The organism is Enterobacter cloacae complex sp. P43RS (assembly GCF_014930585.1).
GTDB lineage: Bacteria > Pseudomonadota > Gammaproteobacteria > Enterobacterales > Enterobacteriaceae > Enterobacter > Enterobacter bugandensis.
Window position 1 is genome coordinate 21,062 of the sequence record NZ_JADBRJ010000001.1, and the last position, 26,785, is coordinate 47,846.

Consider the following 26,785-nt stretch of genomic DNA (forward strand, 5'->3'; position numbering starts at 1 on the left):
CCGAAACGGAAAACATTGCGTTAGCACATTATTGCCAGCGAGAAATCTCCATCACCTCGCCGCCGGGCGGTATATCGTCCTCGTCATGGGTGACCAGCACCACCGGAATATTGCGCGCGCGGACGGCGTCAAATACCCATGCCCGGAACGTCGTGCGTAACGCTTTATCAAGGCGGCTGAACGGTTCGTCCAGCAGCAGCGCCTGCGGCTCTGCGAGCAGGGCGCGCAGCAGGCTCACCCGGGCGCGCTCTCCGCCGGAAAGGGTGGCCGGATCGCTGTCGTAATGACCGCCAAGCCCGGCGGAATCCAGCGCCTGCTTGACCGCTTCCCGCCGTGCGCGTCCCGCGATCCGCTCAGGCAAGGCCAGCAGCAAATTTTGCCCAACGCTGAAAGGGTCGAACAGCAGCGCGTCCTGAAAAAGAATCCCCAGACCGCGGGATTCGACGGGCAAACCGTCGCAGCGGCGTTCGCCGATCCACAGTTCGCCCCGCGCCTGAAAATCCTCTGACAACGCGCCGACCATCCAGGCAAAGAGGGTCGATTTGCCGCTGCCGGACGGCCCCTTCAGGGTGACAATCTCCCCGCGGGGTACGCAAAAATTGACCTCGCGGAAAAGCGGTTCGATGGTGAGATCATTGACCTTGAGCATTAGCGTAATCCTTGACGGTAGCGGCCCGCGAGCCGGGATAACAGCGCAGCAAGACCGAATACGACGCCCGTGACCAGCAGTAATCCCAGGGCACGGTTAGCGAGAACCGGGATGCTGCCTCCACTGCTGAGCGCGACGGTCTCGGTGGTCAGCGTGGCGAAACGTCCCGCGCCCAGCCACAGGGTCGGCATATATTGGGCCATGCTGACGGAAAAGCCGGTGGCAAAGGCCAGCAGCGCAGGACGCACCAGCAGGGGACATTTCAGCAGGCAGAAAATTTTTGCCCGCCGCCAGCCGAGCGTTCTGGCGGTAAGGATAAGCCGGGGATCGATCCGCCGCCAGGCGGGCTGCAGCACCAATAGCATCCACGGTAGCACCCACAGCAGATGGCTCCAGAGGACGGCGATAAAGCCTCCGTCGAGACCCAGATGCAAAGCAATCGCGTATTGCCCGGTGACGAGCGGCAGTGCCGGAAGGGCGAGCGGTAGCCACACCCATGCCGCGCCGCGCTGCGGTCCCCATTCCAGCCAGAGAAAAATGACGATCAGGGCGATAAGGCTCGAAAGCAGACCGAAGGAGAGGCTGGTTCCCACGGGACCTACGTCGTCCCGCTGCGCCAGCATCAACAGCACGGCGGCGCAAAGGAGGCCGCATGCGGGCAAAAAGCCGCTGAATGCGCGTTCAGGCAGGACGAGATGCAACCTGCGGCGCGTCCCGCTCAGGTCCGGAATCGCGCGACGCCAGACCTTCCACAGGCCGTACCCCAGCGCGGCAAGCGCGGCCAGCAAAAGAAGGAGCACCAGGCACAGCAGTGTCCCTTTCACCTGCTGCTGCGCGTCGCCCTGGCTCAGCCACTGCCAGGCCAGCACGGCCAGCGTGGGCGGGTTGCCGGGCCCGAGAACGATCGCTACGTCCACAACCGACAGCGACCACGCCAGCACCGCCAGCATCACCGCCCCGAGGACGGGCGCGATCGCCGGAAGGATCAGCCAGCTGAGCGTCTGAAAACGCCCGTAGCCAAAGGTTTGCAGGACGATCTTCTGCTGCGCGAGCCCTTTTTCCGGCAGCACGGCGTAAATGGCCCACAGCACGAATGCGCTCTCTTTGACCGCGAGCGTCAGGCCCAGCCCTACGCCGTAGCGGTCAAACGGCGGCGAACAGACGGTACAAACCTGATAAAACAGTCCGCCCTCGGCAAACAGCAGTAGCGCGCTGGTGGCGAAGGCCACGTGGGGGATCGCCAGCAGCCACGGCAGGCGCGTGCTGAGGCGCCGCCAGCGGGTGCCGGGCCAGAAAAGAGCCACGAGGGAAAGGGCGATAAACAAGGCCCCCAGCGTAGCGATAAGCGTTGAGACCAGCGTGGCAACGGCTGCCTGCGGCAACTGAGGATCGTTTAGCAGCCGCTGCCAGTTCGTCACGGAAAAGGCCGGCGCGAACAGCACGGTGCCAGCGGGCAGGATCGGCAGATAAATCACCGTCATCGCCAGCCAGACAAGCCAGCCTAACGGGTGCCGTAACGACGCAGCCATTCCTGCTCCAGCGCGTTCACCCACGCGGACTGCGGCTCCGGGAGCACCTTCGGTAGCCCCTGAGGCGTGTGGGCCTGCAGCTGTTTCGCTTCACCTTCGGGCAGCGTTTTCGCATCCAGCACGCTCGGATCTCCCCAAATGGCCGGGTCGGCCTTGCGGATCTGCGCCTGCGGCGACAGCAGGAAATTGGCGACCACTTTCGCCCCCGCGCTCGCGCTGGCATTAGCCGGAATAGCTACAAAATGCACGTTGCCGAGCATCCCGTCCTGAAAACCAAAGCTGTAGCTGTCGGCAGGCAGTTCGCCGCTCGCCACTTTTTGCTGCGCATGCGCCGGGTTAAAGGTCAGCGACAGGTTCAGACTTCCGCTGGCGAGCAGGGCATCCATCCGGGCGGGTGAGGGAGGGAAGTCTTTTCCTTCACGCCACAGCAGCGGGTGCAGTTTATCGAGGTAGGCCCAGAGCGGCGCCGTAACCTGGGCAAACGTATCATCAGGCGCTTTTTGTAACGCCTCGGGATGCGCCGAAAGCGTCAGCAGCAGCTGCTCAAGAAAGGCCGTGCCGGTAAAATCGGGTGGGCGAGGATAGCTCACCTTGCCCGGGTGCTGCTGCGCGTACGCCAGCAGCGCCTGCGGATCCTCCGGCGGCATTGGCATGCTGGCTTTGCGGGCGATAAAAGTCAGCTGCGCGCCGCCCCACGGCGATTCCGCCCCGTCGGTTGGAATGGCAAAATCTTCCGTAACGGGTTTACGGGTATCGACATAGCGCCAGTTGGGCAGACCCTGCGCCCACCCGGTTTGTAGCAGGTTCGCCTCTTTTAGCGTGCGGAAGTTCTCGCCGTTCACCCACAGGAGGTCGACCGAGCCGTTGGTTTTACGCCCTGCGGCGGCTTCCGTCTGAATACGTTTGACCGCATCGGCGGCATCCGCCAGCGGGACGATTTTTAGGGTGATGGCATAGTGCGTTTGCATCTCACCGCTGACCCACTCAAGGTAGCGGTTAACCGCCGGATCGCCGCCCCAGGCGTTAAACCAGACGGTCTGGCCTTTGGCCTGCTGTTGAATAGCTTGCCAGCCGTCGGCGGCATAGAGGGGGGCTGCCAGCAGCAGACCGGTCAGAAACGTGCAAAAACGCACACGGCGCATAATGCCTCACTTTTTATCAGCAGGGAGATAGCGGGAAAACAGCCGGCGCGTAACCAGCGGTAATAACCCCAGTAGTGTAAAGGCGAATATCACGCCCGGCGACAAAATATCGCGCAGCGATGCCACTTTTCCCAGCTCCCGCCCGGCGTTCAGAAAGATAACCGTCGCGGGCAGCATGGCGAGCTGGCTGACCCACCAGTAGCGCCGGACCGTGATGCGGGTCAGCCCCATCAGTAAATTCACCAGGAAAAACGGGAACAGCGGCATCAGGCGCAGGGCAAAAAGATAGCCCGCGCCGTCGCGCGCCATGCCCGCATTTACCGTTGCCATCTGTCGGGCAAACCGCCGCTGCACCCAGTCGCGCAGCAGGTAACGGCTGGCGAGCATCGCCAGCGTGGCCCCGAGCGTGGAGGCAAACGAAACCAGCACGGTGCCTTCCCACAGCGTAAATAACGCCCCGCCCAGCAGGGTCAGAACCGCCGCGCCGGGTATCGAGAGAGCGGAAACCGCCACGTAAAGCGCAAAGAAGATCAGCGCGCTACGCAGCGGCGCGTGGTCGACATGGGAGAGTAGCGTCTGCTGGTGGGTTTTAATTCCTGCCAGAGAGAGCGTGTCAGGCGGCAGAATGACAAATGTCATAAGAAATGCGCCCAGAAGGGCGCACAGGAAGAGTATTTTTCGTATATTCACGCGCGATTACAGCTTGAATTTAGCCCATACCGGCGCGTGGTCCGACGGTTTTTCCATACTGCGGATGTCGTAGTCGATCCCGGTTTCGATGCAGCGCTCCGCCAGCGGCGTACTCGCCAGCAGCAGATCGATACGCAGGCCGCGGTTGTCGTCAAAGCCCTTCGAGCGGTAGTCAAACCACGAGAAGCGATCCTGCGTTTCCGGGTTGGCATTGCGGAAGGTATCCACCAGGCCCCAGCCCAGCAGGCGCTCCATCCACTCACGCTCTTCCGGCAGGAAGGAGCATTTGCCGGTGCGCAGCCAGCGCTTGCGGTTCTCTTCGCCGATGCCGATATCCAGATCCGTCGGGCTGATGTTCATGTCGCCCATGATCAGCACCGGATTCTCTTTTTTCAGTTCGGTCGTCAGATAGTTCTGCAGATCCTGATAAAACTTCGCTTTGGCCGGGAATTTTGTCTCGTGATCGCGGCTCTCACCCTGCGGGAAATAGCCGTTAATGACCGTAATATTCCCGAGCGCGGAAGGCACTTCCGCCATGATGATGCGGCGCTGGGCTTCTTCACCGTCGCCGGGGAAGCCGCGGCGCACGGAAACCGGCGTGTCTTTGGTGAGCAGCGCGACGCCATAGTGACCTTTCTGACCGTGGTAAAAGACGTTGTAGCCGAGTTTCGCCACCTCTTCGAGGGGGAACATGTCGTCGTGTACCTTGGTCTCCTGCAGGCCGATCACATCTGGCTGATGTTGCTCAACAATGGCTTCTAGCTGATGAGGGCGGGCGCGCAGGCCGTTGATATTAAAAGAGACAAATTTCATAGTCGCTGCCAGTGCAAGGTGAATAGTGCATGGATGGTAGCAGAATTTGCGTCAACTGTTACCGGGTTCGACCAATAACTGCGACAGATATTGCCGGTGGTGCAATATTTGCACCATTCTGACGCGCTTCGCCCTCAAACAGGGCGTAAAGGGCCGATAAATTTCGCGAGCGATCACAATTCCAGAATTATATTTGGCCTGTGCATACTCTTTCTGATTTTCATGCGGCAAAGCGCCGCTTGTCGTAAAAATATTCACTTTTTATGCACTAACAGTGAATAACTCCATATTGTAACCTATTGATATTCTGTTACCTCACCCCGTTTATGCATTTTTATCGCTGGCTGGCACGAAGGCTGCAATCTACATTCACAGTGCAAACACTCAATTATTTAACATTCAAATAACTTTTTATTTACCGGATGAGGTCGCTATGTCTCTGTCAATTACGCGTGAAAATTTCGATGAATGGATGATGCCGGTTTACGCTCCGGCGGCTTTTATTCCGGTTCGCGGGGAAGGCTCACGCCTGTGGGATCAGCAGGGTAAAGAGTATATCGACTTTGCCGGGGGGATTGCGGTGAATGCGCTGGGTCATGCCCACCCGGCGCTGCGTCAGGCGCTGAACGACCAGGCGGCGAAGTTCTGGCATACCGGCAACGGCTTTACCAACGAGCCCGCACTGCGCCTGGCGAAAAAGCTGATTGACGCGACCTTCGCTGAAAAAGTCTTTTTCTGTAACTCCGGCGCGGAAGCCAACGAAGCGGCGCTGAAGCTGGCGCGCAAATATGCCCACGACAAGTTTGGGACGCACAAGAGCGGGATTGTGGCGTTTAAAAATGCTTTCCACGGGCGCACGCTCTTTACCGTGAGCGCGGGCGGCCAGCCTTCTTATTCGCAGGATTTCGCTCCGCTGCCGCCGGATATTCGCCACGGCATTTATAACGATCTTCAGTCCGCCAGCGAGCTGATTAACGACACCACCTGCGCGGTGATTGTCGAACCGATGCAGGGCGAGGGCGGCGTGCTTCCGGCGCAAAAGGCATTCCTGCAGGGGCTGCGCGAGCTGTGCGACCGTCACGACGCGGTCCTGATTTTCGACGAAGTGCAGACCGGCGTGGGCCGCACCGGCGAGCTGTATGCCTATATGCACTACGGCGTGACGCCGGACGTTCTCTCTACCGCCAAAGCGCTGGGCGGCGGCTTCCCGATTGGCGCGACGCTGACCACCGATAAATTCGCCAGCGTGATGACCGTGGGCACCCACGGCACCACCTACGGCGGCAATCCGCTGGCCACCGCCGTCGCCGGACAGGTGCTCGACATCATTAACACCCCTGAGGTGCTGAAGGGCGTTAAGCAGCGTCACGAGTGGTTCGTTGAGCGCCTGAACGCCATCAACGGCAAGCTTGGCCTGTTTAAAGAAATTCGCGGCCTGGGGCTGTTGATCGGCTGCGAGCTCACGGCTGAGTTTGCCGGAAAAGCGAAGCTTATTTCACAGGAAGCGGCAAAAGCGGGCGTGATGGTGCTGATTGCCGGTGCCAACGTGGTGCGTTTTGCCCCTGCGCTGATCGTCAGCGAGGAAGAGGTACAAACCGGTCTGGATCGTTTTGCGCTGGCGTGTGAGAAGGTGAAATCCGGGGTGTCATCATGATGGTCATCCGTCCCGTTGAGCGCGGCGATATAGCCGGGCTCATGCAGCTTGCCGGTAAGACGGGAGGCGGGCTGACCTCGCTTCCTGCCGATGAAAAAACGCTGTCGGCGCGCATTGAGCGCGCCCTGCAAACCTGGCAGGGGACGTTGCCAAAAAGCGAACAGGGTTACGTGTTCGTGCTGGAAGACACCGAAACGGGGAGCGTGGCCGGGATCTGCGCCATCGAAGTGGCCGTCGGGCTTAACGACCCGTGGTACAACTACCGCGTCGGCACCATGGTTCACGCCTCGAAAGAGCTGAACGTCTATAACGCGCTGCCCACGCTGTTTCTTTGCAATGACCACACGGGCGCCAGCGAGCTCTGTACGCTGTTCCTCGACCCGGCGTGGCGCAAAGAGGGCAACGGCTATCTGCTCTCCAAATCGCGCTTTATGTTTATGGCCGCTTTTCGCGATCGCTTTAACGAAAAAGTGGTGGCAGAGATGCGCGGCGTGATCGACGACAAAGGCTACTCGCCCTTCTGGGAGAGCCTGGGCGAGCGCTTCTTCTCGATGGAGTTCAGCCGGGCGGACTATCTCTGCGGCACCGGCCAGAAAGCGTTTATCGCGGAGCTGATGCCTAAACATCCTATCTATACCCATTTCTTAACGCCGGAAGCGCAGGCGGTAATTGGCGAAGTGCATCCGCAAACCGCGCCTGCCCGCGCGGTGCTGGAGAAAGAGGGCTTCCGCTACCGTAACTATGTCGACATCTTTGACGGCGGGCCAACGCTTGAGTGCGATATCGACCGCGTGCGCGCCATCCGCAAAAGCCGCCTGGTTGAGGTATCCGAAGGCCAGCCCGCGCCGGGTGACTGGCCGGCATGCCTGGTGGCGAACGAAAATTACGCCAACTTCCGCGCCATGCTGGTGCGGACCAACCCGAAATGTGAACGTCTGGTGCTGACGGCTGCAGAGCTGGATGCCCTGAAATGTAACGCCGGCGATAAGGTTCGCCTGGTGCGTCTCTGCCCTGAGGAGAAAACAGCATGACATTATGGATTAACGGTGACTGGGTAACGGGCGAAGGCGAACAGCGCGTAAAAAACAATCCAGTTGGAAAAGAGGTGCTGTGGAAGGGAAATGACGCCAGCGTCGCGCAGGTCGAGCAGGCCTGCCGTTCCGCACGACACGCGTTTCCCGCGTGGGCAAAACGGCCATTCGCCGAGCGCCAGGCGCTTATTGAAAAATTTGCCGGACTGCTGGAGGCCAACAAGGCCGAGCTGACGCGCATCATCGCGTCCGAAACCAGCAAACCGCGCTGGGAAGCGGCGACCGAAGTGACGGCGATGATCAATAAAATCGCTATTTCGGTTAAGGCGTACCACACCCGCACCGGCGAGCAGCATACTGAGATGCCGGACGGCGCGGCCACGCTGCGCCACCGTCCGCACGGCGTGCTGGCGGTGTTTGGCCCGTATAACTTCCCGGGGCATCTGCCGAATGGTCACATTGTGCCCGCGCTGCTGGCGGGCAATACCGTCATCTTCAAACCGAGCGAGCTTACGCCGTTAACCGGCGAGGCGGTGGTGAAGCTGTGGGAGCAGGCCGGGCTGCCGCCGGGCGTGCTGAACCTCGTGCAGGGCGGGAGGGAAACCGGCCAGGCGCTGAGCGCGCTGAGCGATATCGATGGCCTGCTGTTTACCGGCAGCGCCGGAACGGGCTATCAGCTGCACCGCCAGCTGGCGGGGCAGCCGGAGAAAATTCTGGCGCTGGAGATGGGCGGCAACAACCCGCTGATTGTCGAAGATCCTGATGATATCGACGCTGCGGTACACCTGACGATCCAGTCCGCCTTTATTACCGCCGGACAGCGCTGCACCTGCGCCCGTCGCCTGCTGGTCAAGCGCGGCGCGCAGGGGGATGCCTTCCTGAAGCGTCTGGTAGAGGTGAGCGCGCGGCTGGTGCCTGCCGCGTGGGATGCCGATCCGCAGCCGTTTATCGGCGGGCTGATCTCCGAACAGGCCGCGCTGAACGTGCTCAACGCCTGGCAGGACCACGTTGCACGCGGGGCGAAAACCCTGCTGGAGCCGAAGCAGGTTCAGCCGGGTACCTCGCTGCTGACGCCGGGCATCGTTGAGATGAGCGGTGCGAGCAGCGTTCCGGATGAAGAGGTGTTTGGCCCGCTGCTGTGTGTCTGGCGTTACGACGATTTTGATACGGCCATTGCGATGGCGAATAACACCCGCTACGGCCTGTCGAGCGGGCTGATATCGCCGCATCGCGAGAAGTTTGAACAACTGCTGCTGGAAGCGCGTGCCGGGATCGTGAACTGGAATAAACCGCTGACCGGGGCGGCGAGCACCGCGCCGTTCGGCGGCGTGGGCGCCTCGGGCAACCATCGCGCCAGCGCCTGGTATGCCGCCGATTACTGCGCGTGGCCGATGGCGAGTCTGGAAACCCCGGCGCTGACGCTGCCGGAGACGCTTAACCCGGGGCTCGATTTTACGAAGGGAGAAGGCCATGAAAGCGCGTGAAGTCAACTTTGACGGGCTGGTGGGGCTGACGCACCACTATGCCGGTCTCTCCTTTGGTAATGAAGCCTCGACGAAGCACCGCTTTCAGGTCTCCAACCCGAAGCTGGCGGCGAAGCAGGGGCTGCTAAAAATGAAGGCGCTGGCGGATGCCGGCTTCCCGCAGGCGGTGATCCCGCCGCAGGAACGTCCTAACGTGGCGGTGCTGCGCCAGCTAGGATTTAGCGGTACGGACGAGCAGGTCGTCGAAAAAGCGGGTACGCAGACGCCGCATTTGCTCTCTGCGGCAAGTTCTGCCTCTTCAATGTGGGTGGCAAACGCGGCCACCGTCGCGCCGTCAGCCGATACGCTGGATGGTAAAGTCCATCTGACGGTGGCGAACCTGAATAATAAGTTTCATCGCGCCACCGAAGCGGACACCACCGAGCGCGTGCTGCGCGCTATTTTCAAGCATGACGCCCATTTTGAGATCCATCAGGCCCTGCCGCAGGTGGCGATGTTTGGCGACGAAGGCGCGGCCAACCATAACCGGCTGGGTGGCGATTACGGCGATCCCGCCGTGCAGCTGTTTATCTACGGGCGGGAAGAGGGCGGCCACGCCGCGCCAACCCGTTATCCAGCGCGTCAGACGCTCGCGGCCAGCCAGGCGGTTGCGCGCCTGAACCAGGTCAATCCTTCCCAGGTGATTTTTGCCCAGCAGAACCCGCACGTGATCGACCAGGGCGTGTTCCATAACGACGTGATTGCCGTGTCCAACCGCCAGGTGCTGTTCTGCCATGAGCAGGCCTTTGCCCATCAGGATAAGCTGCTCGCCACGCTGCGCGAACGCGTGCCGGGCTTTATGCCGATCCAGGTGCCAACGCAGGCGGTCAGCGTGCAGGACGCGGTCGAAACCTATCTGTTCAACAGCCAGCTGCTGAGCCGCGATGACGGCAGCATGATGCTGGTGCTGCCGCAGGAGTCCCAGGATCATCGGGGCGTGTGGCTCTACCTCACCGAACTGGTGAAGGCCGATAACCCGATTGACGAGCTGCGCGTGTTTGACCTGCGCGAAAGCATGGCTAACGGCGGTGGTCCCGCCTGTCTGCGCCTGCGGGTCGTGTTAACGCCAAATGAAATACAGGCCGTTAACCCGGCAGTCATGATGAATGAGACGCTCTTTAACACCCTGAACGACTGGGTGGACCGCTACTATCGCGACCGGTTGACGCAGGCCGATCTGGTTGACCCGCAGCTGCTGCGCGAAGGGCGCGAGGCGCTGGACGCGTTATCGTCAATCCTGCAGCTGGGCTCGGTTTACCCGTTCCAGCGCTAAAGGAGTGGATATGGAAAATTTACTGGCGCTGACCCTGGCCGATGAAACGCCGGACCAGAGTGAGGGGGAAGGCCCCTCATTCCGCTGGCGGTGGCTGGGGCGCGGGGTGCTTGAGCTGACGCCGAAGTCCAGCAGTGCGTTATCGCTGCTGCTTTCCTCGGGGATCCATGGGAATGAAACCGCACCCGTTGAGATCGTCGATGGGCTGCTGCGCGCGCTGTATCGCGGCGAGATATCCCTTGCGTGCCGCGTGCTGGTGGTGCTTGGCAATCCGCCTGCGCTGGCGCAAAACAAACGGTACCTGGTTAGCGACATTAACCGCATGTTCGGCGGTCGCTGGTCGCAGTTTCCGCAGAGTGACGAAACGGCGCGCGCGCAGTGGCTGGAGAACGTCGTGACGACGTTTTTTGCCGCGGCGGGACCGGCGCGCTGGCATCTGGATCTGCATACAGCGATCCGCGCCTCTTACCATGTCAGATTCGGCGTTCTGCCGCAGCGCAATCAGCCGTGGGATGAAGCGTTTCTGAGCTGGCTGGGGGATGCCGGGCTGGAGGCGCTGGTGTTTCATCAGTCGCCGGGCGGGACCTTTACTCACTTCACTTGCGAACGGTTTGGCACGCTGTCCTGTACGCTGGAGCTGGGAAAAGCGCTACCGTTCGGACAGAACGATCTCAAGCGCTTTGCGCCAACGGAGCTCGCGCTTCGGGCGCTGCTCGGTGGGACGGCTACCGAGCACGCACATCAGCCCGTTGAGCGGTACCGGGTCGTACAGCAGATCACCCGCCGCAGCGAGGCTTTCCAGCTTCACATGGCCGCGCACACCCTGAACTTCACGCCGTTTCGCAAAGGGGCTCTGCTGGCGGAAGATGGCGAAGAGCGTTACGAGGTGCAGAAAACCACCGAATATGTGCTGTTCCCCAACCCCTCCGTAGCGTTTGGCCTGCGGGCCGGTCTGATGTTGGAAAAACTCACCTGAACCTTTCCCCTCTCACCATCCGGGAGGGGAAGTAAATATGTTTTCTTAGCGATTAAAGCGCTCTGATTTCTTTTACGGAATATTCCTGGCGAATTGCTTTATTATTCACCGTCACTTCGTTATACTTCTGCTAAATAGCTTTAAAATCATCGTATTGAATATTTCTTGTTGCAACTCTCCACGCTTTATCCTTATTTCCTCCACATTTGGCGAAAAATTGTTTTTTACACTTTCATTGTTTTACCGTTGCTCTGATTAATTGACGATAAACCCCGTAAAGTTAATCTCGTCAACACGGCATAGCGCCGAAGAATAACTGAAAGAAAGGAAATAAATTATGCGTAAGTTTACTGCACTGTTTGTTGCTTCTACCCTGGCTCTGGGCGCTACCAGCATGGCGTTCGCCGCAGATACCGCAACCACCACCGCCGCGCCAGCTGAAGGCAAAATGATGATGCATCATAAAGGCAAGCCGGGTATGCACCACGAGATGATGATGTTCAAAGATTTGAACCTGACGGACGCGCAGAAGCAGCAGATCCGCGACATCATGAAAAGCCAGCGTGACCAGATGAAGCGTCCTCCGCTGGAAGAGCGCCGCGCAATGCATGACATTATTGCCAGCGACAGCTTCGATAAGGCGAAAGCCGAAGCGCAGATCGATAAAATGGCCGACCAGCACAAAGCCCGCATGCTGGCCCACATGGAAACCCAGAACAAGATCTACAACATTCTGACCCCGGAACAGAAAAAACAGTTTAATGCTAATTTTGAGAAGCGTCTGACAGAACGTCCGGCGATGGAAGGTAAAATGCCAGCACCAACCGAATAATCGGTTCACTCTCTTAAGACCGCCGGGATCCTGTCCACAAAAGCGAAATCGCTGTGGACAGGACCGGCGGTTTTTCTATTCTGCCCTCTTGCCTGCCGCCGCCAGCGCGGTATTCTCCTGTAGTCGCTTCAGAGAATGTCTGTAGAGTCATGGCGTTAGCATTTTTATTAACGTTCCGCTAAGGCCTGCCCGCTCTGCTGCCGATACTGTGTCTGTGAATACCTAACGATAACAAACAAGACTGCAGGGGTAGCGATATCCTTGCCCTGGCACGGGTTGTGCCATTCAGGAGTGGTGATGGAGTTCTTTGATATTCGTAAGATGCCGGTCAGCCTCTGGCGCAATGGTGCCGGCGAAACGCGAGAAATTTGCTGTATCCCTCCCGCGACGCGCGATTTTTTCTGGCGTGCCAGTATCGCGACCATCGCCAGCAACGGCGAATTCTCCTCGTTTCCCGGTGTCGACCGGGTCATTACCCTGCTGGAAGGCGGGGAGGTGACGCTGGATGCCGGTCAGGCGTTCTGCCATACCCTTAAACAGCATCAGCCTTACAGTTTTGCCGGCGATTTGCCGGTGAAGGCGCTGCTTTCCGATGGCAGGATGGCGATGGATTTCAACATCATGACCCGGCGCGACTGCTGTCAGGCGAAGGTGCGGGTTGCCGATCGTACTTTTACCACCTTTGGCTCGCGTGGGGGCGTGGTGTTTGTATTAAGCGGGGCGTGGCAATTGGGTGATAAATTGCTCACGGCCGATCAGGGCGCCAGCTGGCAGGAGGGGACCCATACTCTGCGTCTGCTGGAGTCTCAGGGCACCCTGCTGTTCAGTGAAATTAACTGGCTGCCGGGTCACTGAGTGCGATGATCTCGAACTTGCCCGCTAATACGGGCTTGCAGAGGATTTTGTAGCCGTCGTGGTCGAATCCCGCGGGGGTGCGCAGCAGGGTTGCCGCGTCGCTTAAATTATCGACAGCCCCCAGCCAGAGCCAGTTATTGACGATGTGATACTGCGTCATGGTTTCACCCACTTCTTTTAGCGCAACGGCGCCGTCCCACGGCCAGCAGTTGACGCTGATCCCGGCCAGGCCCGCGAGGAGCCGGGCGTGATGCGCCTCAACGCTCTCTTTTCCGCAGCAGGCGCCTGCGCAGCGCTTCAGAGCGGAGCGGAAACAGGCGCGGCCCCGCGTGGTGCCCTCTAGCCCTAAAAGGCTATAGCAAAGCTGCAGCTCGTCCGCGAGCGCCTGCAGAGACTGTAGGGCGGCACGCTTGTTTGCGAACAGCCCGAAGAGATTCGGGGCGTGGGAGAAATCGACCTCGCGGGCGTAGACGACCTGCGGCTTGCCGTCGGCGATCTGCAGGGAGCAGAGCTGGCGGTTGCGGCGCAGGCGCTTATTGAAGAGCGGCTGCTGCTCTTTTATCAGCCGGGCTTCCAGCAACAGCGCGCCCATTTCTCCCGCCGTCTGGAACCAGGTAATGCGTCGCGACTGGCGCAGCATGGCGGCCTCGTCCGGGGTGCGCAGGTGGGATAACACCCGGCTGCGAATGTTAACGCTTTTGCCGATGTAGAGCGGCAGGGTCTCGCTTTCACCGTGAAATATGTACACGCCCGGCTGTTTGGGCAGCGCCTCAAGCCAGGGGCGAAGATGTTCGGGATATTCATAGATAGCCGCCGCTTCAAACTCAAGACGCGGGGCTGATTGACGCCTGCTCACATACTGCTCCATATACTGTTCAGGTATACAGTGTAGCAGGTGTGCTGTGGTTAAAAAAGAGCCGGGTAGCGTGATGCCCTCTCCCTAAAGGGGAGAGGGAGCAAAGATTAACGTTTTGCGTTTATTTCCAGAAATCGTCAAACACCGTAATTGGCGTGTGGCGCTTGTGCTCGGTTTTCAGGTACCAGCCCTCGATAATTTTCGCGGTACCTTCATCCAGCGTTTTGCCTTCCAGATAATCATCAATGTTGTCATAAGTGACGCCAAGGGCCGCTTCATCCGGCAGGGAAGGGCGATCGTCTTCCAGATCCGCGGTTGGCGCTTTCTTGTACAGATGCTCAGGGCAGCCCAGCGCGGCGAGCAGCTGCTTGCCCTGACGTTTGTTGAGACGGAAAATCGGGTTGATGTCGGTGCCGCCATCGCCGTATTTGGTGAAGAAACCGGTGATCGCTTCTGCCGCATGGTCGGTGCCTACCACAACGCCTTTGGTCATCCCGGCGATGCTGTACTGCGCTTTCATGCGCTCGCGCGCTTTCTCGTTGCCGCGCACAAAATCACTTAATTCAATGCCCGCTTCGCGCAGCGCCTGCTCGCTTGCCAGCACCGAGCCTTTGATATTGACGGTAAGCACGCGATCGGGCTGGATGAACGCGATGGCGTCCTGGCAGTCCTGTTCGTCCGCCTGAACCCCATAAGGCAGACGCACGGCGATAAACTGCAGCGCTTCGTCGCCCGTCTCTTCACGAAGCTCTGAAATCGCCATCTGGCAGAGTTTACCCGTCAGGGTAGAGTCCTGCCCGCCGCTGATGCCCAGCACCAGGGATTTCAGGAAAGCGTTCTTTTTTAAGTACGACTTTAAAAAATCCACGCTGCGGCGGATCTCTTCCTGTGCATCTATCGCAGGCTTAGCGCCCAGCGCCTGAATAATCTCTTGTTGCAGAGCCATCATGCCCTCCGTATGCAGAACATAAACAGAATGTGTTAACTGTTAAAACTAACCCTTTGGGCGGAAAACGACAAGGATCACAGTTTCGAGTGCGTTAATTTGCGGCGATTTAGCAGCTTATCGTTGTTTTATTAGAATTTTCCGAAATTCGTCTGGCGTAAATCACAAAGTTGAACAATAGTACTTTTTATCCCATGCTTAGATAACACGCTGATAAACAAGAGGACGGAATATGAACAAGAACGTAGCAGGAATTCTTAGCGCAGCGGCGGTACTGACGATGCTGGCAGGGTGTACGGCTTACGATCGCACCAAGGATCAGTTTACCCAGCCCGTGGTTAAAGACGTTAAAAAAGGGATGACACGTTCGCAGGTGGCTGCGATCGCCGGCAAGCCTTCTTCTGAAGTGACCATGATTCACGCGCGCGGTACGTGTCAGACTTATATCCTGGGTCAACGTGATGGTAAGGCAGAAACCTACTTCGTCGCGCTGGATGATACCGGACATGTGATTAACTCCGGCTATCAGACCTGTGCTGAATACGACACCGATCCGCAGGCACCTAAGGCGCAGTAACCCTGCTTGCCTGAAGATGTTAACAAACCGGCCTCTGGGCCGGTTTTTTTATTCATACGTTAATCTTATTTCTTTGCGCGAATTATTTGCCTGAAATGTGAAGGTAGTCAACAAGCCAGGTCAATGAGAGACAATTTAGGCCTATCCAGAATTATCTCCCCTCTGTACCATTGCGTATACTCACTTCAACGATAAACAACAGTACGCAAGCTACCTGTCTGCCGGGACAGCGAGTCGAGTGATAGCGCGACGGCAGGTAGTCATACAAGAGGGAAATTATGATGGAAAAGAAACATATCTACCTGTTCTGCTCAGCGGGCATGTCAACCTCGCTTCTGGTGTCAAAGATGCGCGCGCAGGCTGAAAAGTATGAAGTTCCTGTGGTGATTGAAGCGTTTCCGGAAACGCTGGCGGGCGAAAAAGGCCAGAAAGCCGATGTTGTGTTACTGGGGCCGCAAATTGCCTATATGTTGCCCGAAATTCAACGACTGCTACCGAATAAACCGGTCGAGGTGATCGACTCGGGGCTGTACGGCAAGATCGATGGTTTAGGTGTACTTAAAGCTGCTGTGGCAGCCATTAAAAAAGCTGCTAATTAATTTTTATTTTTCCCGTCAAAGAGTTATTTCACACACAATTACGCCGTAACATGCGTTACGGCATTTAAGGGTATTTTCCTATGAGTAAAGTCATCGCTTCACTTGAAAAGGTACTCCTTCCTTTTGCTGTTAAAATAGGAAAGCAGCCTCACGTTAATGCCATCAAAAACGGTTTTATTAAATTAATGCCGTTGACGCTGGCCGGGGCCATGTTCGTTTTAATTAACAACGTTTTTCTGAGCTTTGGTGAAGGTTCCTTCTTTTATTCATTAGGAATTCGGTTAGACGCTTCCACTATTGAAACCCTTAACGGTTTTAAAGCCATCGGCGGCAACGTATATAACGGTACGTTGGGTATTATGTCGCTGATGGCGCCTTTCTTTATTGGGATGGCGCTGGCTGAAGAGCGGAAAGTGGATCCGCTGGCCGCCGGATTATTATCCGTTGCCGCGTTTATGACCGTCACGCCTTACAGCGTGGGTGAAGCCTACGCCGTTGGCGCAAACTGGCTGGGCGGAGCCAACATCATCTCCGGTATTGTTATCGGCCTGGTGGTGGCAGAAATGTTCACCTTTATTATCCGTCGCAACTGGGTTATCCGCCTGCCGGATAGCGTGCCGGCCTCCGTTTCTCGTTCATTTTCCGCGTTGATCCCAGGCTTCATTATCCTCTCCATCATGGGGATTATCGCCTGGGCGCTCTCTCACTGGGGCACGAACTTCCACCAGATCATCATGGACTCTATCTCTACGCCGCTGGCGTCGATGGGTGGCGTGGTCGGTTGGGCGTATGTGATTTTCACCTCTCTGCTGTGGTTCTTCGGCGTGCATGGTTCACTGGCACTGGCCGCGCTGGACAGCGGAATTATGACCCCATGGGCACTGGAAAACGTTGCGCTTTACCAGCAGTACGGCTCCGTTGACGCGGCGCTGGCGGCAGGTAAAACCTTCCATGTGTGGGCGAAGCCGATGCTTGACTCCTATATCTTCCTGGGTGGTACCGGGGCGACCCTGGGTCTGATCATCGCGGTCTTTATTGTCTCTCGTCGCGCTGACTATCGTCAGGTGGCGAAATTGGCCCTGCCATCAGGCATCTTCCAGATTAACGAGCCGATTCTGTTCGGTCTGCCAATCATCATGAACCCGGTAATGTTTATCCCGTTCATCCTGGTGCAGCCGCTGCTGGCAGCGATCACCCTGACGGCCTACTACATGGGTATTATTCCACCGATCACCAACATCGCTCCGTGGACCATGCCGGCAGGTCTGGGCGCCTTCTTTAACACCAACGGTAGCGTCGCGGCCTTCCTGCTGGCGATATTCAACCTCGGGATTGCCACCCTGCTGTACATGCCGTTCGTGGCGATTGCGAACAAAGCTGCCACCATCATTGATGAAGAAGAGAGCGAAGAGGAAATTGCCCTCTCACTGAAATTCTAAGATTGACCGGCGCGGGGAAGCCCGCGCCAGCCACAAGGAGCTAAAACATGTTAGATTTGGATAGTATCGTCGCAGACGAAGCCGCAGAGAACGATCTCGAAGAAGTGGTGATGGGCCTCATCATCAACTCCGGGCAGGCGCGCAGCCTGGCGTATGCCGCACTGAAGCAGGCCAAGCAGGGCGATTTCGCTGCCGCGAAAACCATGATGGAGCAGTCCCGCACGGCGCTGAACGAAGCGCACCTGGTGCAGACAAAGCTGATTGAAAGCGACCAGGGCGAAGGGAAGATGAAGGTCAGCCTGGTGCTGGTACACGCTCAGGATCACCTGATGACGTCCATGCTGGCGCGTGAGCTGGTGGCGGAGTTGATTGAGCTTCACGAGAAAATGCACTAGGTCGGATTGAGCAGCAGGAGGTCAGCACGATGGAAATCAAAACCGCATTTGAACAGCAACTGTTTAATGGCAAAAATTTTCACGTGGTTATCTACAACAAGACGGAGAGCGCCAGCGGTCTGCACCAGCATGACTACTATGAGTTCACGATTGTTCTGACCGGCCGCTACTACCAGGAGATCAACGGTAAGCGCGTCCTGCTGGAGCGAGGGGATTTTGTCTTCCTGCCGATGGGTTCCTATCACCAGAGCTTTTACGAATTTGGCGCGACCCGCATTCTGAACGTGGGCGTCAGCAGACGCTTCTTTGAGAAGCACTATCTGCCGCTGGTGCCGTTCTGCTTTGTGGCGTCCCAGGTATATCGTGTGAAAAACGAGTTCATGACCTGGATTGAAACGGTCATCGCCTCGCTTAACTTCCGCGACAATGAGTTTGATGAATTTATTGAAACGGTGACCTTCTACGTGATGAACCGGTTGCGGCATCACCGTGAAGAGCAGCAGGTGACGGATGATGTTCCACAGTGGCTGCGCAGCACCGTGGAACTGATGCACGATAAAGGCCAGTTCAGCGAAAATGCGCTGGAAAATATGGTATCCCTCTCGGGGAAATCCCAGGAATATCTGACCCGCGCGACGCAGCGTTATTATCGTAAAACGCCGGTGCAAATAATTAATGAAATCCGCATTAATTTTGCCAAAAAACAGCTGGAGATTACCAACTATTCTGTCACCGATATTGCCTATGAGTCAGGATATAGCAGTCCCAGCCTGTTTATTAAAACTTTTAAGAAGTTGACCTCATTCACACCGAACAGCTACCGGAAGAATTTAACGGTAATTAATTAACTTTCGGCGGATTACCCGCCATAAATATTGCTTTAATGGCTTGCCCAAATAGCGGGAAGAGTACGCTATACCTTGCAGGCGATTAACCTGATACGCTAAGGGAGATATTATGCAAAAGAAATTAAAAGTCGTAACCATTGGTGGCGGCAGCAGCTATACCCCGGAATTACTCGAAGGTTTTCTGAAACGTTATCATGAATTACCGGTCAGCGAATTATGGCTGGTGGACGTTGAGGAAGGTCAGGAGAAGCTGGATATTATTTTCGACCTGTGCAAGCGCATGGTTGAGAAAGCGGGCGTGCCGATGACCGTGCATAAATCCCTCGATCGTCGCCTGGCGCTGAAAGATGCGGATTTCGTTACCACTCAGCTGCGCGTCGGCCAGCTAAAAGCGCGCGAGCTGGACGAGCGTATTCCGCTGAGCCACGGCTACCTGGGGCAGGAGACCAACGGCGCGGGCGGCCTGTTCAAAGGCCTGCGTACCATTCCGGTGATTTTTGACATCGTCAAAGATGTGCAAGAGATCTGCCCGAACGCGTGGGTGATTAACTTCACTAACCCGGCCGGAATGGTGACCGAGGCGGTTTATCGTCATACCAATTTCAAACGCTTTATCGGCGTCTGTAATATCCCGATCGGCATGAAGATGTTTATCCGCGACGTGCTGGAGCTGACCGACAGTGACGATCTCTCAATCGATCTGTTCGGCCTGAACCACATGGTGTTCATTAAAGACGTCATCGTGAACGGTAAATCGCGCTTTGCCGAACTGCTCGACGGCGTGGCTTCCGGTCGCCTGACCGCGGCCTCCGTGAAGAACATCTTTGACCTGCCGTTCAGCGAAGGGCTGATCCGCTCGCTGAATCTGCTGCCGTGCTCATACCTGCTTTACTACTTCAAGCAGAAAGAGATGCTGGCTATCGAAATGGGCGAGTACTATAAGGGCGGCGCGCGTGCGCAAATCGTTCAGAAAGTTGAGAAGCAGCTGTTCGATTTATATAAAGATCCGAACCTGAACGTCAAACCGAAAGCGCTTGAGCAGCGCGGTGGGGCCTATTACTCCGATGCAGCGTGTGAAGTGATCAACGCCATCTACAACGACAAGCAGGCGGAGCACTATGTTAACGTGCCGCATCACGGCCATATCGACAATATCCCGGCGGACTGGGCCGTCGAGATGACCTGCATTCTGGGGCGCGAGGGGGCTAAACCGCATCCACGTATCACCCACTTCGACGACAAAGTTATGGGCCTGATCCACACCATCAAAGGCTTTGAAGTGGCGGCGAGCAACGCGGCGCTGAGCGGTGAACTCAATGACGTGCTTCTGGCGCTGAACCTCAGCCCGCTGGTGCATTCCGACCGCGATGCGGAGCAGCTGGCCAGCGAGATGATCCTGGCGCATGAAAAATGGTTGCCGAACTTTGCCGCCACGATTGAGAAGCTGAAGTTCAAACAACACTGAGAGGACGCACAATGGAAAACCTGCTGATCGTTAATGCTGATGACTTTGGCCTTTCGAAAGGCCAGAACTACGGCATTATTGAAGCCTGTCGCCGCGGGGTAGTGACCTCTACAACGGCACTGGTGAACGGTGAAGCGGTTGAACACGCGGCGCAGCTGAGCCGCGAGGTGCCAGAGCTGGGTGTCGGCATGCATTTTGTGCTGACGCTCGGGATGCCGCTTTCGCCTATGCCGGGCCTGACGCGTGACGGTCTGCTGGGCAAATGGATTTGGGCGCTGGCGGAGCAGGACGCTCTGCCGCTCGAAGAGATTGCCCGTGAGCTGGACTGCCAGTACAACCGCTTTGTTGATCTTTTTGGCAAGGCGCCGACGCATATCGACAGCCACCATCATGTGCACATGATCCCGGCGATTTTCCCGATTGTTGCGGCGTTTGCCCAACGCAAAGGCGTGGCGATGCGCGTGGATCGTGAGGCGCAGGGCGTGCCGGACTGTGCCGTGACAACAACTGAGGGGTTCAGCAGCGCCTTTTACGGCGACGAGATCGACGAAGCGCTGTTCCTGAAGGTGCTGGATGATTCCGCCGCGCGGGGGGAAAAGTCGCTGGAGGTCATGGCGCATCCTGCGTTTATCGATAATACGGTGCGGAAAAGCGCCTACTGCTGGCCGCGGCTGGCGGAGCTGGATGTTCTGACGTCGCCGTCGCTGAAAAACGCCATTGCCGAGCGCGGGTATCGGTTGGGGACGTTTAGGGATCTGTAAGAAGTGCCGGGTGGCGAGGTAAAAGCAAAACGGTAACCTGGGTTACCGTTTTTATTGTTTTCTCCCTCTCCCGTGGGAGAGGGGCGGGGTGAGGGCATCAGGCCGCACAACCGGGAATGGTTTTTACGCCGGAATCTGATCAATCTTACTGCTGCGCGACCAGACACGGTGCGCGGCGAGCAAATCAAACAGCTTCGTCATAAACGCATCGTCCACGTTATCGCCCTCGACAATGCCGTCCTCACCCTGATCGGCCACCTTCAGCTGTGCTTTAAACTGACGCGCGTCGCCGGATAGCGCAATGGGCTTCAGGTGCTTATAGGCTTCAAGCAGATAATAGACGGCGTCGCCGTTGGTCAGCAGGCTGGCAATATCCCCGCACGGCACGATCACCGCATCGACGGTCAGCGACGGCGCGCCGGCAAAGGTCGCCGCGACCGGCAGCACAGAACCGTCGTTGGCGGTCACTTCACCCATGCGGGAATAGAGCAGTTTGGCGTGTACGCCCTGGGTTTTTAGCGCCTGCATAATCCCCAGCACGTCGCTGGCGCGGGTTTTGTCGTTCAGCAGGATGGCGACCACGCGGCCCTTAATTGAACCACCCGGCACCGCATACAGGCTCAGCGATGGATCTTTCTTCACGCCGTTAACCTCTTTCGGCGGCGCAAGGTTGCGCTGTTCGTCCGTTAGCGTGATGCCAAGGTTATCCGCCACGCTCTGGGCAAGCTGAATATCAATGTGCGCCAGCTGATCGACCACGCGCTCGCGGATGTAGGTGCGCACCACTTTGCTCAGTTCGAAGCTAAAGCCGCCGATGATGTGCTGTTGCTCAATCGGCGTCTGGCTGTTCCAGAACAGGCGAGGGTGGGCGTAATACTCACCGAACGAGGGGCTACGCTCGCGAATTTTGTTGCCGTCGATACGCTCCTGGTACGATTCGAATCCGCCGCGTTTCGGCCCCGGCGGGGTTTCTCGCGGCCAGTTGTCGTTGATGGAGTTCGGCTCATAGTTTGCCGGGTTGGTATCAATATCCTGACGGTGCATCCCGTCGCGCTGGAAGTTATGGTACGGGCAGGTTGGGCGGTTAATCGGGATCTCGTGGAAGTTCGGCCCGCCAAGACGGCTAATCTGCGTATCGGTATACGAGAACAGACGTCCCTGTAAGAGCGGGTCGTTGGTGAAATCCAGTCCGGGGACGATGTGGCCCGGGTGGAACGCGGCCTGCTCGTTTTCGGCAAAGAAATTATCCGGGTTGCGGTTAAGCACCATTTTCCCCACCAGCTGAACGGGCACCAGCTCCTCAGGGATGAGTTTTGTCGGGTCAAGCAGGTCGAAATCGAACTTAAACTCGTCTTCTTCCGGGATCAGCTGTAAGCCCAGTTCATATTCCGGGAAGTCACCCGCTTCAATGGATTCCCACAGTTCGCGGCGATGGAAGTCCGGATCGCGCCCGGTGAGCTTCTGCGCCTCATCCCATACCAGCGAGGCTTTGCCCGCTACCGGCTTCCAGTGGAAGCGCACAAACGTGGCTTTTCCTTCCGCGTTGATCATGCGGAAGGTATGAATACCGAACCCTTCCATCGTGCGATAGCTGCGCGGGATCCCACGGTCAGACATCGCCCACATCACGTTGTGTAAGGTTTCAGGCTGCAGGGAGACATAGTCCCAGAAGGTATCGTGCGCACTTTGTCCCTGGGGTATGGCCCAGTGGGGCTCCGGTTTTACCGCATGGACAAAGTCAGGAAATTTATGCGCATCCTGAATGAAAAACACCGGGGTGTTATTGCCCACCAGATCGAAAATACCCTCTTCAGTATAAAACTTGGTGGCAAAGCCGCGGATATCACGCACCGTATCTGCCGAACCTGCGCCACCCTGCACGGTGGAGAAACGCACAAAGACCGGCGTGATTTTATCCGGGTCGGAGAGGAAATCCGCTTTGGTGATCGCTTTCAGGCTTTTATAGGGCTGGAAGAAGCCGTGCGCCGCAGAACCGCGCGCGTGAACGATGCGTTCCGGAATTCGCTCGTGGTCAAAATGGGTAATTTTTTCCCGCAGGATGAAATCTTCCAGCAGGGTCGGTCCGCGCGTGCCTGCGCGAAGGGAGTTTTGATCGTCAGCAATGCGCACGCCCTGATTGGTGGTGAGTGCAAAACCTTCGCCGCCTTTACGGTGTGGCTCAAGCGATTTCAGCTTCTCGTTTCCGGTGTCCGGCGATTTCATGCTTCCCGGCGCGGTTGGTTGTTCGCCAGGGGCTGATGGGCCCGGCGAGGGGCGGTGAGAGCCGTCAGCAGGGGCGAGAGAGTCCATACCCGGTTGAGATTCTTCAGTGCCATGAATCGGTGATTGATGTGATTTATCTTTGTTCGACATTGCACGCTTCTCCTTTATCCATTGCTAAAAACCCTATTAAGGATAGAACAATGTCGTGAGATAGCTCGCTAACTAAGCGTTTTTCACATGACGTTATTAACGAAAGGAGCCATCTCACCCACTCGGAGCGCGACGTAAGGCAGCAGGATCGGCTATCATAGAATTTTCCTGCTTCAAGAATTTGCTTTAGTGAATCCGTCGCTTATGAAACCTCTTCGTCAACAAAACCGCCAGGTTATTAGCTATGTGCCCCGCGTTGAGCCCGCGCCGCCTGACCATGCCCTGAAAGTGGATGGTTTTCGTGATGTCTGGCTGCTTCGCGGTAAATATGTGGCTTTTGTCCTGATGGGGGAACATTTCCGCCGGTCGCCGGCGTTTTCCGTGCCGGAGTCAGCCCAGCGATGGGCGACGCAAATCCGCCAGGATGAAGAGGTTGAAGAATAACAGCCATAAAAAAACCGCCATCAGGCGGTTTTTTTATTTCTATCGAGATTAACGGTGCGCCAGCTCGGCGTCGTCTTCACTTTCCAGAATGGTTTTGTCGGTCTGCTTCAGCCACTGGCTGGTCAGCGTACCGGCAGTCATGGAGCCGCTCACGTTCAGCGCGGTACGGCCCATGTCGATCAGCGGTTCAACGGAGATCAGCAGGGCCACCAGCGTGACGGGCAGGCCCAGCGCGGGCAGCACAATCAGCGCGGCGAAGGTTGCACCGCCGCCGACACCTGCAACGCCGGCGGAGCTGATGGTAACAATCCCGACTAGCGTGGCGATCCAGACCGGATCCAGCGGGTTGATACCCACGGTTGGGGCAACCATCACCGCCAGCATCGCCGGGTAGAGACCCGCGCAGCCGTTCTGACCGATGGTAGCACCAAAGGAGGCAGAGAAGCTGGCGATAGATTCCGGCACGCCCAGACGACGGGTCTGCGCTTCAACGTTCAGCGGAATAGACGCTGCGCTGGAACGGCTGGTGAAGGCAAAGGTCAGTACCGGCCATACTTTGCGGAAGTATTTCAGCGGGCTGACGCCGTTCACGCCCAGCAGGATACCGTGCACCACGAACATAATGCCCAGGCCCAGATAAGAGGCGACAACGAAGCTGCCCAGCTTAATGATGTCCTGCAGGTTAGAGCCGGCTACCACTTTGGTCATCAGCGCCAGAACGCCGTATGGCGTCAGCTGCATGACCAGACGGACCAGCTTCATCACCCAGCTTTGCAGGGTATCAATCGCCGTCAGCACGCGTTCGCCTTTCGGCGCGTCGTCTTTCAGCAGCTTAAGCGCAGCCACGCCCAGGAATGCCGCGAAGATCACCACGCTGATAATAGAGGTTGGGCTTGCACCGGTCAGGTCAGCAAACGGGTTCTTCGGAATGAAGGAGAGGACCATCTGCGGAACCGTCAGATCAGCCACTTTACCCACGTAGTTGGTTTGAATTGCGGTCAGACGCGCCGTTTCAGCGGTACCCTGAACCAGACCTTCGGCCGTCAGGCCAAACAGGTTGGTGACCAGCACACCCACCAGCGCGGCAATCAGCGTGGTAAAGAGCAGCGTACCAATGGTCAGAAAGCTGATTTTACCCAGCTGAGTTGCGTTGTGCAGACGGGCTACGGCGCTCAGAATAGAGGCGAACACCAGCGGCATAACGATCATCTGCAGCAGTTGGACGTAGCCGTTACCGACAATGTTGAACCACTGAATGGACTCTTTCAGTACCGGACTATCGGAGCCGTAGACGGCGTGTAAGGCCAGACCAAACGCCACACCCATGACCAGACCGACCAGTACTTTTTTCGCCAGGCTCCACTGTTTGTGGCGCGCCTGCGCGAGAAGCAATAGTAATACGACGAACACGACTATGTTCGCGATGAGTGGAAAATTCATCCCCGTTCTCCTGATTTATTATGTGGGATCGGTTTTTCCCGATCCTGTTGGCGGAAGGTTAGCAGAAGTGTGATGTGGCGCTTATATCCAAATGGAATGGTTTATGACAAATGGAATGATTTTGTTGGTTTACTGTTCAATCTGGTGATGAATAAAACGATTGAACTGAAATTGCAGCGAATTGATCATCTGGGAAGACCAGCGCACTGCACTGTTTTCGGGCAAGGTTTGCGGCATCCAGACGGCGTAGGCGAACAGCGCCATGCACAGCACGCGTTCAAGCTGATTCCCTTTCTGCGGCGCAAGGATCGGAAAACGGAAACGCCAGCGGCAGGGCCACAGCAGCGGCACGCCCGCGGGCGTCAGCATATCGGCGAGGATATGGCTTAAATAACCCAGCACCATGCCCTGAATGGCATCGCCCGGCACTATCCAGCTTTCAGGGACTTTTAAATAGAAAAGCGTGAGCAGGCCAAAAACGGCCAGCAGGCTGTGGGTAAACCCGCGGTGGCCGAACGCGCGGGCGATGGGCTTCGACACCCACTTCAGGCGCTGTCCGAGGAAGGATTTTGGGTGGTCAATATCGGGCAGCAGACAGGTTAAAACGGCGGAAGGGACAATATGCCACCAGTCTCCCTGTGCAAGCACGGGAGTAAGTTCTGCGTTTTTGGCAAATACTGCGCACGCAATTGAAAAAAGCAGGTGGCCTTCCGCCGTCATGATAAAACCCACGAAACTGTCAATTTATACAGTATAGGGTTTTTATACAGTGGGCGAAAGAGGTGACGGTGTAACTGTTTGTCACAAACGCGCCTCAGCGCGCCAGCCAGCCGCCATCGACGGCTAAGGTGTGACCATTCACGTAATCTGATGCGGGGGAGGCTAAAAAGACGACCGGCCCCTGAAGGTCATCCGGTACTCCCCATCGACCCGCCGGGATGCGGTCAAGGATCTCCGCGTTACGCTGTTCGTTATCGCGCAGCTGCTGCGTGTTGTTCGTCGCCATGTAGCCCGGCGCGATGGCATTCACGTTGATGCCATGTAGCGCCCACTCATTTGCCAGCAGGCGCGTGATCCCCAGTACGCCGCTTTTCGAGGCGGTATACGACGGCACGCGAATGCCGCCCTGAAAGGAGAGCATAGAGGCGATATTGATAATTTTGCCGCCCTGGCCCTGGGCGATAAATCGCTTAGCGACCGCCTGAGAGAGGAAAAAGAGCGACTTGAGATTCAGGTTCATAACGTCATCCCAGTCTTCTTCGCTGAACGTCAGAGCCTCCTCCCGGCGAATCGTCCCGGCATTGTTCACCAGAATATCAATTCGTCCCATCTCCGCCACGGCGGTGTCCACGACGTACTGAAGATTTTCCTGCTGGCTCAGATCGGCCCGAATAGCCACAAAACGTCTTCCCAGGGCGGTGACGGCGCTGGCCGTTTTCTCAGGAGCTTTGCGATTTACCCCAACGATATCGCAACCTGCCTGCGCCAGCGCAATAGCCATGCCTTGCCCCAGCCCGGTATCGCACCCGGTGATGAGGGCTACTTTGCCTGAAAGAGTAAAGGTGTCCAGTATCATACGCGCCTCAGAAGCTGGTTATCGTCGTGTTGACGTTAAAGATAGGAGGCAGGGATGAGAAAAGCAAACAAAATGAAACTGTGTTTTGTTTTTATCAGG

The 26,785-nt window shown here is 57.2% G+C and carries 26 protein-coding genes; 15 read left to right on the forward strand and 11 right to left on the reverse strand.

Annotation, left to right across the window (positions count from 1 at the left end; all coding sequences use genetic code 11):
* Nucleotides 1-28: 28 nt before the first annotated feature.
* The 5 genes from IM294_RS00105 to xthA are packed head-to-tail and all read right to left on the reverse strand — an operon-like array spanning nucleotide 29 to nucleotide 4,823.
* Nucleotides 29-649 carry an ATP-binding cassette domain-containing protein gene (locus IM294_RS00105; protein ID WP_126817523.1) on the reverse strand — a complete coding sequence of 207 codons (621 nt, stop codon included), beginning with the start codon at nucleotides 647-649 and terminating at the stop codon, nucleotides 29-31.
* Nucleotides 649-2,178 (reverse strand): thiamine ABC transporter permease, encoded by a 1,530-nt coding sequence (locus tag IM294_RS00110; protein WP_045261597.1) that lies wholly within the window; start codon nucleotides 2,176-2,178, stop codon nucleotides 649-651. Before IM294_RS00110 ends, IM294_RS00105 begins: the two co-directional genes overlap by 1 nt.
* Entirely contained in the window at nucleotides 2,151-3,311 is a 1,161-nt protein-coding gene (locus tag IM294_RS00115) for an ABC transporter substrate-binding protein (protein WP_370552584.1), read from the reverse strand. The genes IM294_RS00110 and IM294_RS00115 overlap by 28 nt, the downstream gene beginning before the upstream one ends.
* Nucleotides 3,312-3,326: 15 nt before the next feature.
* The gene (locus IM294_RS00120; RefSeq protein ID WP_126817519.1) at nucleotides 3,327-4,010 is read right to left on the reverse strand and encodes a TVP38/TMEM64 family protein; all 684 of its coding nucleotides are present in this window, start codon (nucleotides 4,008-4,010) and stop codon (nucleotides 3,327-3,329) included.
* A gap of 6 nt (nucleotides 4,011-4,016) precedes the next feature.
* A complete protein-coding gene (xthA, locus tag IM294_RS00125; protein WP_032644863.1) occupies nucleotides 4,017-4,823 on the reverse strand; it encodes an exodeoxyribonuclease III in 807 nt (268 codons plus the stop codon).
* Between the two features lie 433 nt (nucleotides 4,824-5,256).
* Between xthA and IM294_RS00130 the strand changes: the two genes are divergently transcribed.
* From IM294_RS00130 to ves, 7 genes are all read left to right on the forward strand, one after another.
* The gene (locus tag IM294_RS00130) at nucleotides 5,257-6,477 is read left to right on the forward strand and encodes an aspartate aminotransferase family protein (RefSeq protein WP_028012790.1); all 1,221 of its coding nucleotides are present in this window, start codon (nucleotides 5,257-5,259) and stop codon (nucleotides 6,475-6,477) included.
* Nucleotides 6,474-7,508: an arginine N-succinyltransferase gene (gene astA, locus IM294_RS00135; protein WP_126817517.1), complete on the forward strand. Its 1,035-nt coding sequence runs from the start codon at nucleotides 6,474-6,476 to the stop codon at nucleotides 7,506-7,508. Before IM294_RS00130 ends, astA begins: the two co-directional genes overlap by 4 nt.
* Complete coding sequence (astD, locus tag IM294_RS00140) at nucleotides 7,505-8,992, forward strand: succinylglutamate-semialdehyde dehydrogenase (protein ID WP_126817515.1); 1,488 nt, start codon at nucleotides 7,505-7,507, stop codon at nucleotides 8,990-8,992. The genes astA and astD overlap by 4 nt, the downstream gene beginning before the upstream one ends.
* Entirely contained in the window at nucleotides 8,979-10,304 is a 1,326-nt protein-coding gene (gene astB / locus IM294_RS00145; protein WP_126817513.1) for an N-succinylarginine dihydrolase, read from the forward strand. Before astD ends, astB begins: the two co-directional genes overlap by 14 nt.
* 10 nt (nucleotides 10,305-10,314) lie before the next feature.
* Complete coding sequence (gene astE / locus IM294_RS00150; protein WP_063438327.1) at nucleotides 10,315-11,280, forward strand: succinylglutamate desuccinylase; 966 nt, start codon at nucleotides 10,315-10,317, stop codon at nucleotides 11,278-11,280.
* A 337-nt stretch (nucleotides 11,281-11,617) separates the two neighbouring features.
* Nucleotides 11,618-12,112 (forward strand): ATP-independent periplasmic protein-refolding chaperone Spy, encoded by a 495-nt coding sequence (gene spy / locus IM294_RS00155; protein ID WP_126817512.1) that lies wholly within the window; start codon nucleotides 11,618-11,620, stop codon nucleotides 12,110-12,112.
* Nucleotides 12,113-12,409: 297 nt separating this feature from the next.
* Nucleotides 12,410-12,967: an environmental stress-induced protein Ves gene (ves, locus tag IM294_RS00160; RefSeq protein WP_045261590.1), complete on the forward strand. Its 558-nt coding sequence runs from the start codon at nucleotides 12,410-12,412 to the stop codon at nucleotides 12,965-12,967.
* Here the strand turns inward: ves and cho are convergent.
* Nucleotides 12,945-13,823 (reverse strand): excinuclease Cho, encoded by an 879-nt coding sequence (gene cho / locus IM294_RS00165; protein ID WP_060573053.1) that lies wholly within the window; start codon nucleotides 13,821-13,823, stop codon nucleotides 12,945-12,947. The two genes, ves and cho, sit on opposite strands and share 23 nt — an antisense overlap.
* A 121-nt stretch (nucleotides 13,824-13,944) precedes the next feature.
* The gene (nadE, locus tag IM294_RS00170) at nucleotides 13,945-14,769 is read right to left on the reverse strand and encodes an ammonia-dependent NAD(+) synthetase (RefSeq protein WP_048959444.1); all 825 of its coding nucleotides are present in this window, start codon (nucleotides 14,767-14,769) and stop codon (nucleotides 13,945-13,947) included.
* A 232-nt stretch (nucleotides 14,770-15,001) separates the two neighbouring features.
* Between nadE and osmE the strand changes: the two genes are divergently transcribed.
* From osmE to chbG, 7 genes are all read left to right on the forward strand, one after another.
* A complete protein-coding gene (gene osmE, locus IM294_RS00175; protein ID WP_003857836.1) occupies nucleotides 15,002-15,346 on the forward strand; it encodes an osmotically-inducible lipoprotein OsmE in 345 nt (114 codons plus the stop codon).
* A 281-nt stretch (nucleotides 15,347-15,627) separates the two neighbouring features.
* Nucleotides 15,628-15,945: a PTS N,N'-diacetylchitobiose transporter subunit IIB gene (gene chbB / locus IM294_RS00180; protein ID WP_014883474.1), complete on the forward strand. Its 318-nt coding sequence runs from the start codon at nucleotides 15,628-15,630 to the stop codon at nucleotides 15,943-15,945.
* An 80-nt stretch (nucleotides 15,946-16,025) separates the two neighbouring features.
* Nucleotides 16,026-17,384 carry a PTS N,N'-diacetylchitobiose transporter subunit IIC gene (chbC, locus tag IM294_RS00185; protein ID WP_028012799.1) on the forward strand — a complete coding sequence of 453 codons (1,359 nt, stop codon included), beginning with the start codon at nucleotides 16,026-16,028 and terminating at the stop codon, nucleotides 17,382-17,384.
* Nucleotides 17,385-17,431: 47 nt separating this feature from the next.
* Nucleotides 17,432-17,779: a PTS N,N'-diacetylchitobiose transporter subunit IIA gene (gene chbA, locus IM294_RS00190; RefSeq protein ID WP_028012800.1), complete on the forward strand. Its 348-nt coding sequence runs from the start codon at nucleotides 17,432-17,434 to the stop codon at nucleotides 17,777-17,779.
* 5 nt (nucleotides 17,780-17,784) lie between these two features.
* A complete protein-coding gene (gene chbR, locus IM294_RS00195) occupies nucleotides 17,785-18,627 on the forward strand; it encodes a transcriptional regulator ChbR (protein WP_028012801.1) in 843 nt (280 codons plus the stop codon).
* 109 nt (nucleotides 18,628-18,736) lie between these two features.
* Nucleotides 18,737-20,092 (forward strand): 6-phospho-beta-glucosidase, encoded by a 1,356-nt coding sequence (locus tag IM294_RS00200; RefSeq protein WP_028012802.1) that lies wholly within the window; start codon nucleotides 18,737-18,739, stop codon nucleotides 20,090-20,092.
* An 11-nt stretch (nucleotides 20,093-20,103) separates the two neighbouring features.
* A complete protein-coding gene (chbG, locus tag IM294_RS00205) occupies nucleotides 20,104-20,853 on the forward strand; it encodes a chitin disaccharide deacetylase (protein ID WP_126817510.1) in 750 nt (249 codons plus the stop codon).
* A 123-nt stretch (nucleotides 20,854-20,976) separates the two neighbouring features.
* Here chbG and katE read toward each other — a convergent pair whose 3' ends face one another.
* Nucleotides 20,977-23,226, reverse strand: a complete 2,250-nt coding sequence (katE, locus tag IM294_RS00210) for a catalase HPII (protein ID WP_126817508.1) — start codon at nucleotides 23,224-23,226, stop codon at nucleotides 20,977-20,979.
* 168 nt (nucleotides 23,227-23,394) lie between these two features.
* Here katE and cedA point away from each other — a divergent pair, with 168 nt between their 5' ends.
* The gene (gene cedA, locus IM294_RS00215; protein ID WP_223239595.1) at nucleotides 23,395-23,670 is read left to right on the forward strand and encodes a cell division activator CedA; all 276 of its coding nucleotides are present in this window, start codon (nucleotides 23,395-23,397) and stop codon (nucleotides 23,668-23,670) included.
* A gap of 48 nt (nucleotides 23,671-23,718) precedes the next feature.
* Here the strand turns inward: cedA and IM294_RS00220 are convergent, their stop codons facing one another.
* From IM294_RS00220 to kduD, 3 genes are all read right to left on the reverse strand, one after another.
* Nucleotides 23,719-25,110 carry an L-cystine transporter gene (locus IM294_RS00220; RefSeq protein WP_049000720.1) on the reverse strand — a complete coding sequence of 464 codons (1,392 nt, stop codon included), beginning with the start codon at nucleotides 25,108-25,110 and terminating at the stop codon, nucleotides 23,719-23,721.
* Between the two features lie 129 nt (nucleotides 25,111-25,239).
* On the reverse strand, nucleotides 25,240-25,830 hold the full coding sequence (locus tag IM294_RS00225) for a metal-dependent hydrolase (RefSeq protein WP_032644865.1): 591 nt from the start codon (nucleotides 25,828-25,830) through the stop codon (nucleotides 25,240-25,242).
* 94 nt (nucleotides 25,831-25,924) lie between these two features.
* Nucleotides 25,925-26,686 (reverse strand): 2-dehydro-3-deoxy-D-gluconate 5-dehydrogenase KduD, encoded by a 762-nt coding sequence (gene kduD / locus IM294_RS00230; protein ID WP_126817506.1) that lies wholly within the window; start codon nucleotides 26,684-26,686, stop codon nucleotides 25,925-25,927.
* Nucleotides 26,687-26,785: the final 99 nt, after the last annotated feature.

Bases quoted from the DNA above. Each gene is read 5' to 3' on its own strand.
- IM294_RS00105 (WP_126817523.1), bottom strand. From the start codon at position 649: ATGCTCAAGGTCAATGATCTCACCATCGAACCGCTTTTCCGCGAGGTC.
- IM294_RS00110 (WP_045261597.1), bottom strand. From the start codon at position 2,178: ATGGCTGCGTCGTTACGGCACCCGTTAGGCTGGCTTGTCTGGCTGGCG.
- xthA (WP_032644863.1), bottom strand. From the start codon at position 4,823: ATGAAATTTGTCTCTTTTAATATCAACGGCCTGCGCGCCCGCCCTCAT.
- IM294_RS00130 (WP_028012790.1), top strand. From the start codon at position 5,257: ATGTCTCTGTCAATTACGCGTGAAAATTTCGATGAATGGATGATGCCG.
- astA (WP_126817517.1), top strand. From the start codon at position 6,474: ATGATGGTCATCCGTCCCGTTGAGCGCGGCGATATAGCCGGGCTCATG.
- astD (WP_126817515.1), top strand. From the start codon at position 7,505: ATGACATTATGGATTAACGGTGACTGGGTAACGGGCGAAGGCGAACAG.
- astB (WP_126817513.1), top strand. From the start codon at position 8,979: ATGAAAGCGCGTGAAGTCAACTTTGACGGGCTGGTGGGGCTGACGCAC.
- astE (WP_063438327.1), top strand. From the start codon at position 10,315: ATGGAAAATTTACTGGCGCTGACCCTGGCCGATGAAACGCCGGACCAG.
- spy (WP_126817512.1), top strand. From the start codon at position 11,618: ATGCGTAAGTTTACTGCACTGTTTGTTGCTTCTACCCTGGCTCTGGGC.
- ves (WP_045261590.1), top strand. From the start codon at position 12,410: ATGGAGTTCTTTGATATTCGTAAGATGCCGGTCAGCCTCTGGCGCAAT.
- nadE (WP_048959444.1), bottom strand. From the start codon at position 14,769: ATGGCTCTGCAACAAGAGATTATTCAGGCGCTGGGCGCTAAGCCTGCG.
- osmE (WP_003857836.1), top strand. From the start codon at position 15,002: ATGAACAAGAACGTAGCAGGAATTCTTAGCGCAGCGGCGGTACTGACG.
- chbB (WP_014883474.1), top strand. From the start codon at position 15,628: ATGGAAAAGAAACATATCTACCTGTTCTGCTCAGCGGGCATGTCAACC.
- chbC (WP_028012799.1), top strand. From the start codon at position 16,026: ATGAGTAAAGTCATCGCTTCACTTGAAAAGGTACTCCTTCCTTTTGCT.
- chbA (WP_028012800.1), top strand. From the start codon at position 17,432: ATGTTAGATTTGGATAGTATCGTCGCAGACGAAGCCGCAGAGAACGAT.
- IM294_RS00200 (WP_028012802.1), top strand. From the start codon at position 18,737: ATGCAAAAGAAATTAAAAGTCGTAACCATTGGTGGCGGCAGCAGCTAT.
- chbG (WP_126817510.1), top strand. From the start codon at position 20,104: ATGGAAAACCTGCTGATCGTTAATGCTGATGACTTTGGCCTTTCGAAA.
- katE (WP_126817508.1), bottom strand. From the start codon at position 23,226: ATGTCGAACAAAGATAAATCACATCAATCACCGATTCATGGCACTGAA.
- IM294_RS00220 (WP_049000720.1), bottom strand. From the start codon at position 25,110: ATGAATTTTCCACTCATCGCGAACATAGTCGTGTTCGTCGTATTACTA.
- IM294_RS00225 (WP_032644865.1), bottom strand. From the start codon at position 25,830: ATGACGGCGGAAGGCCACCTGCTTTTTTCAATTGCGTGCGCAGTATTT.
- kduD (WP_126817506.1), bottom strand. From the start codon at position 26,686: ATGATACTGGACACCTTTACTCTTTCAGGCAAAGTAGCCCTCATCACC.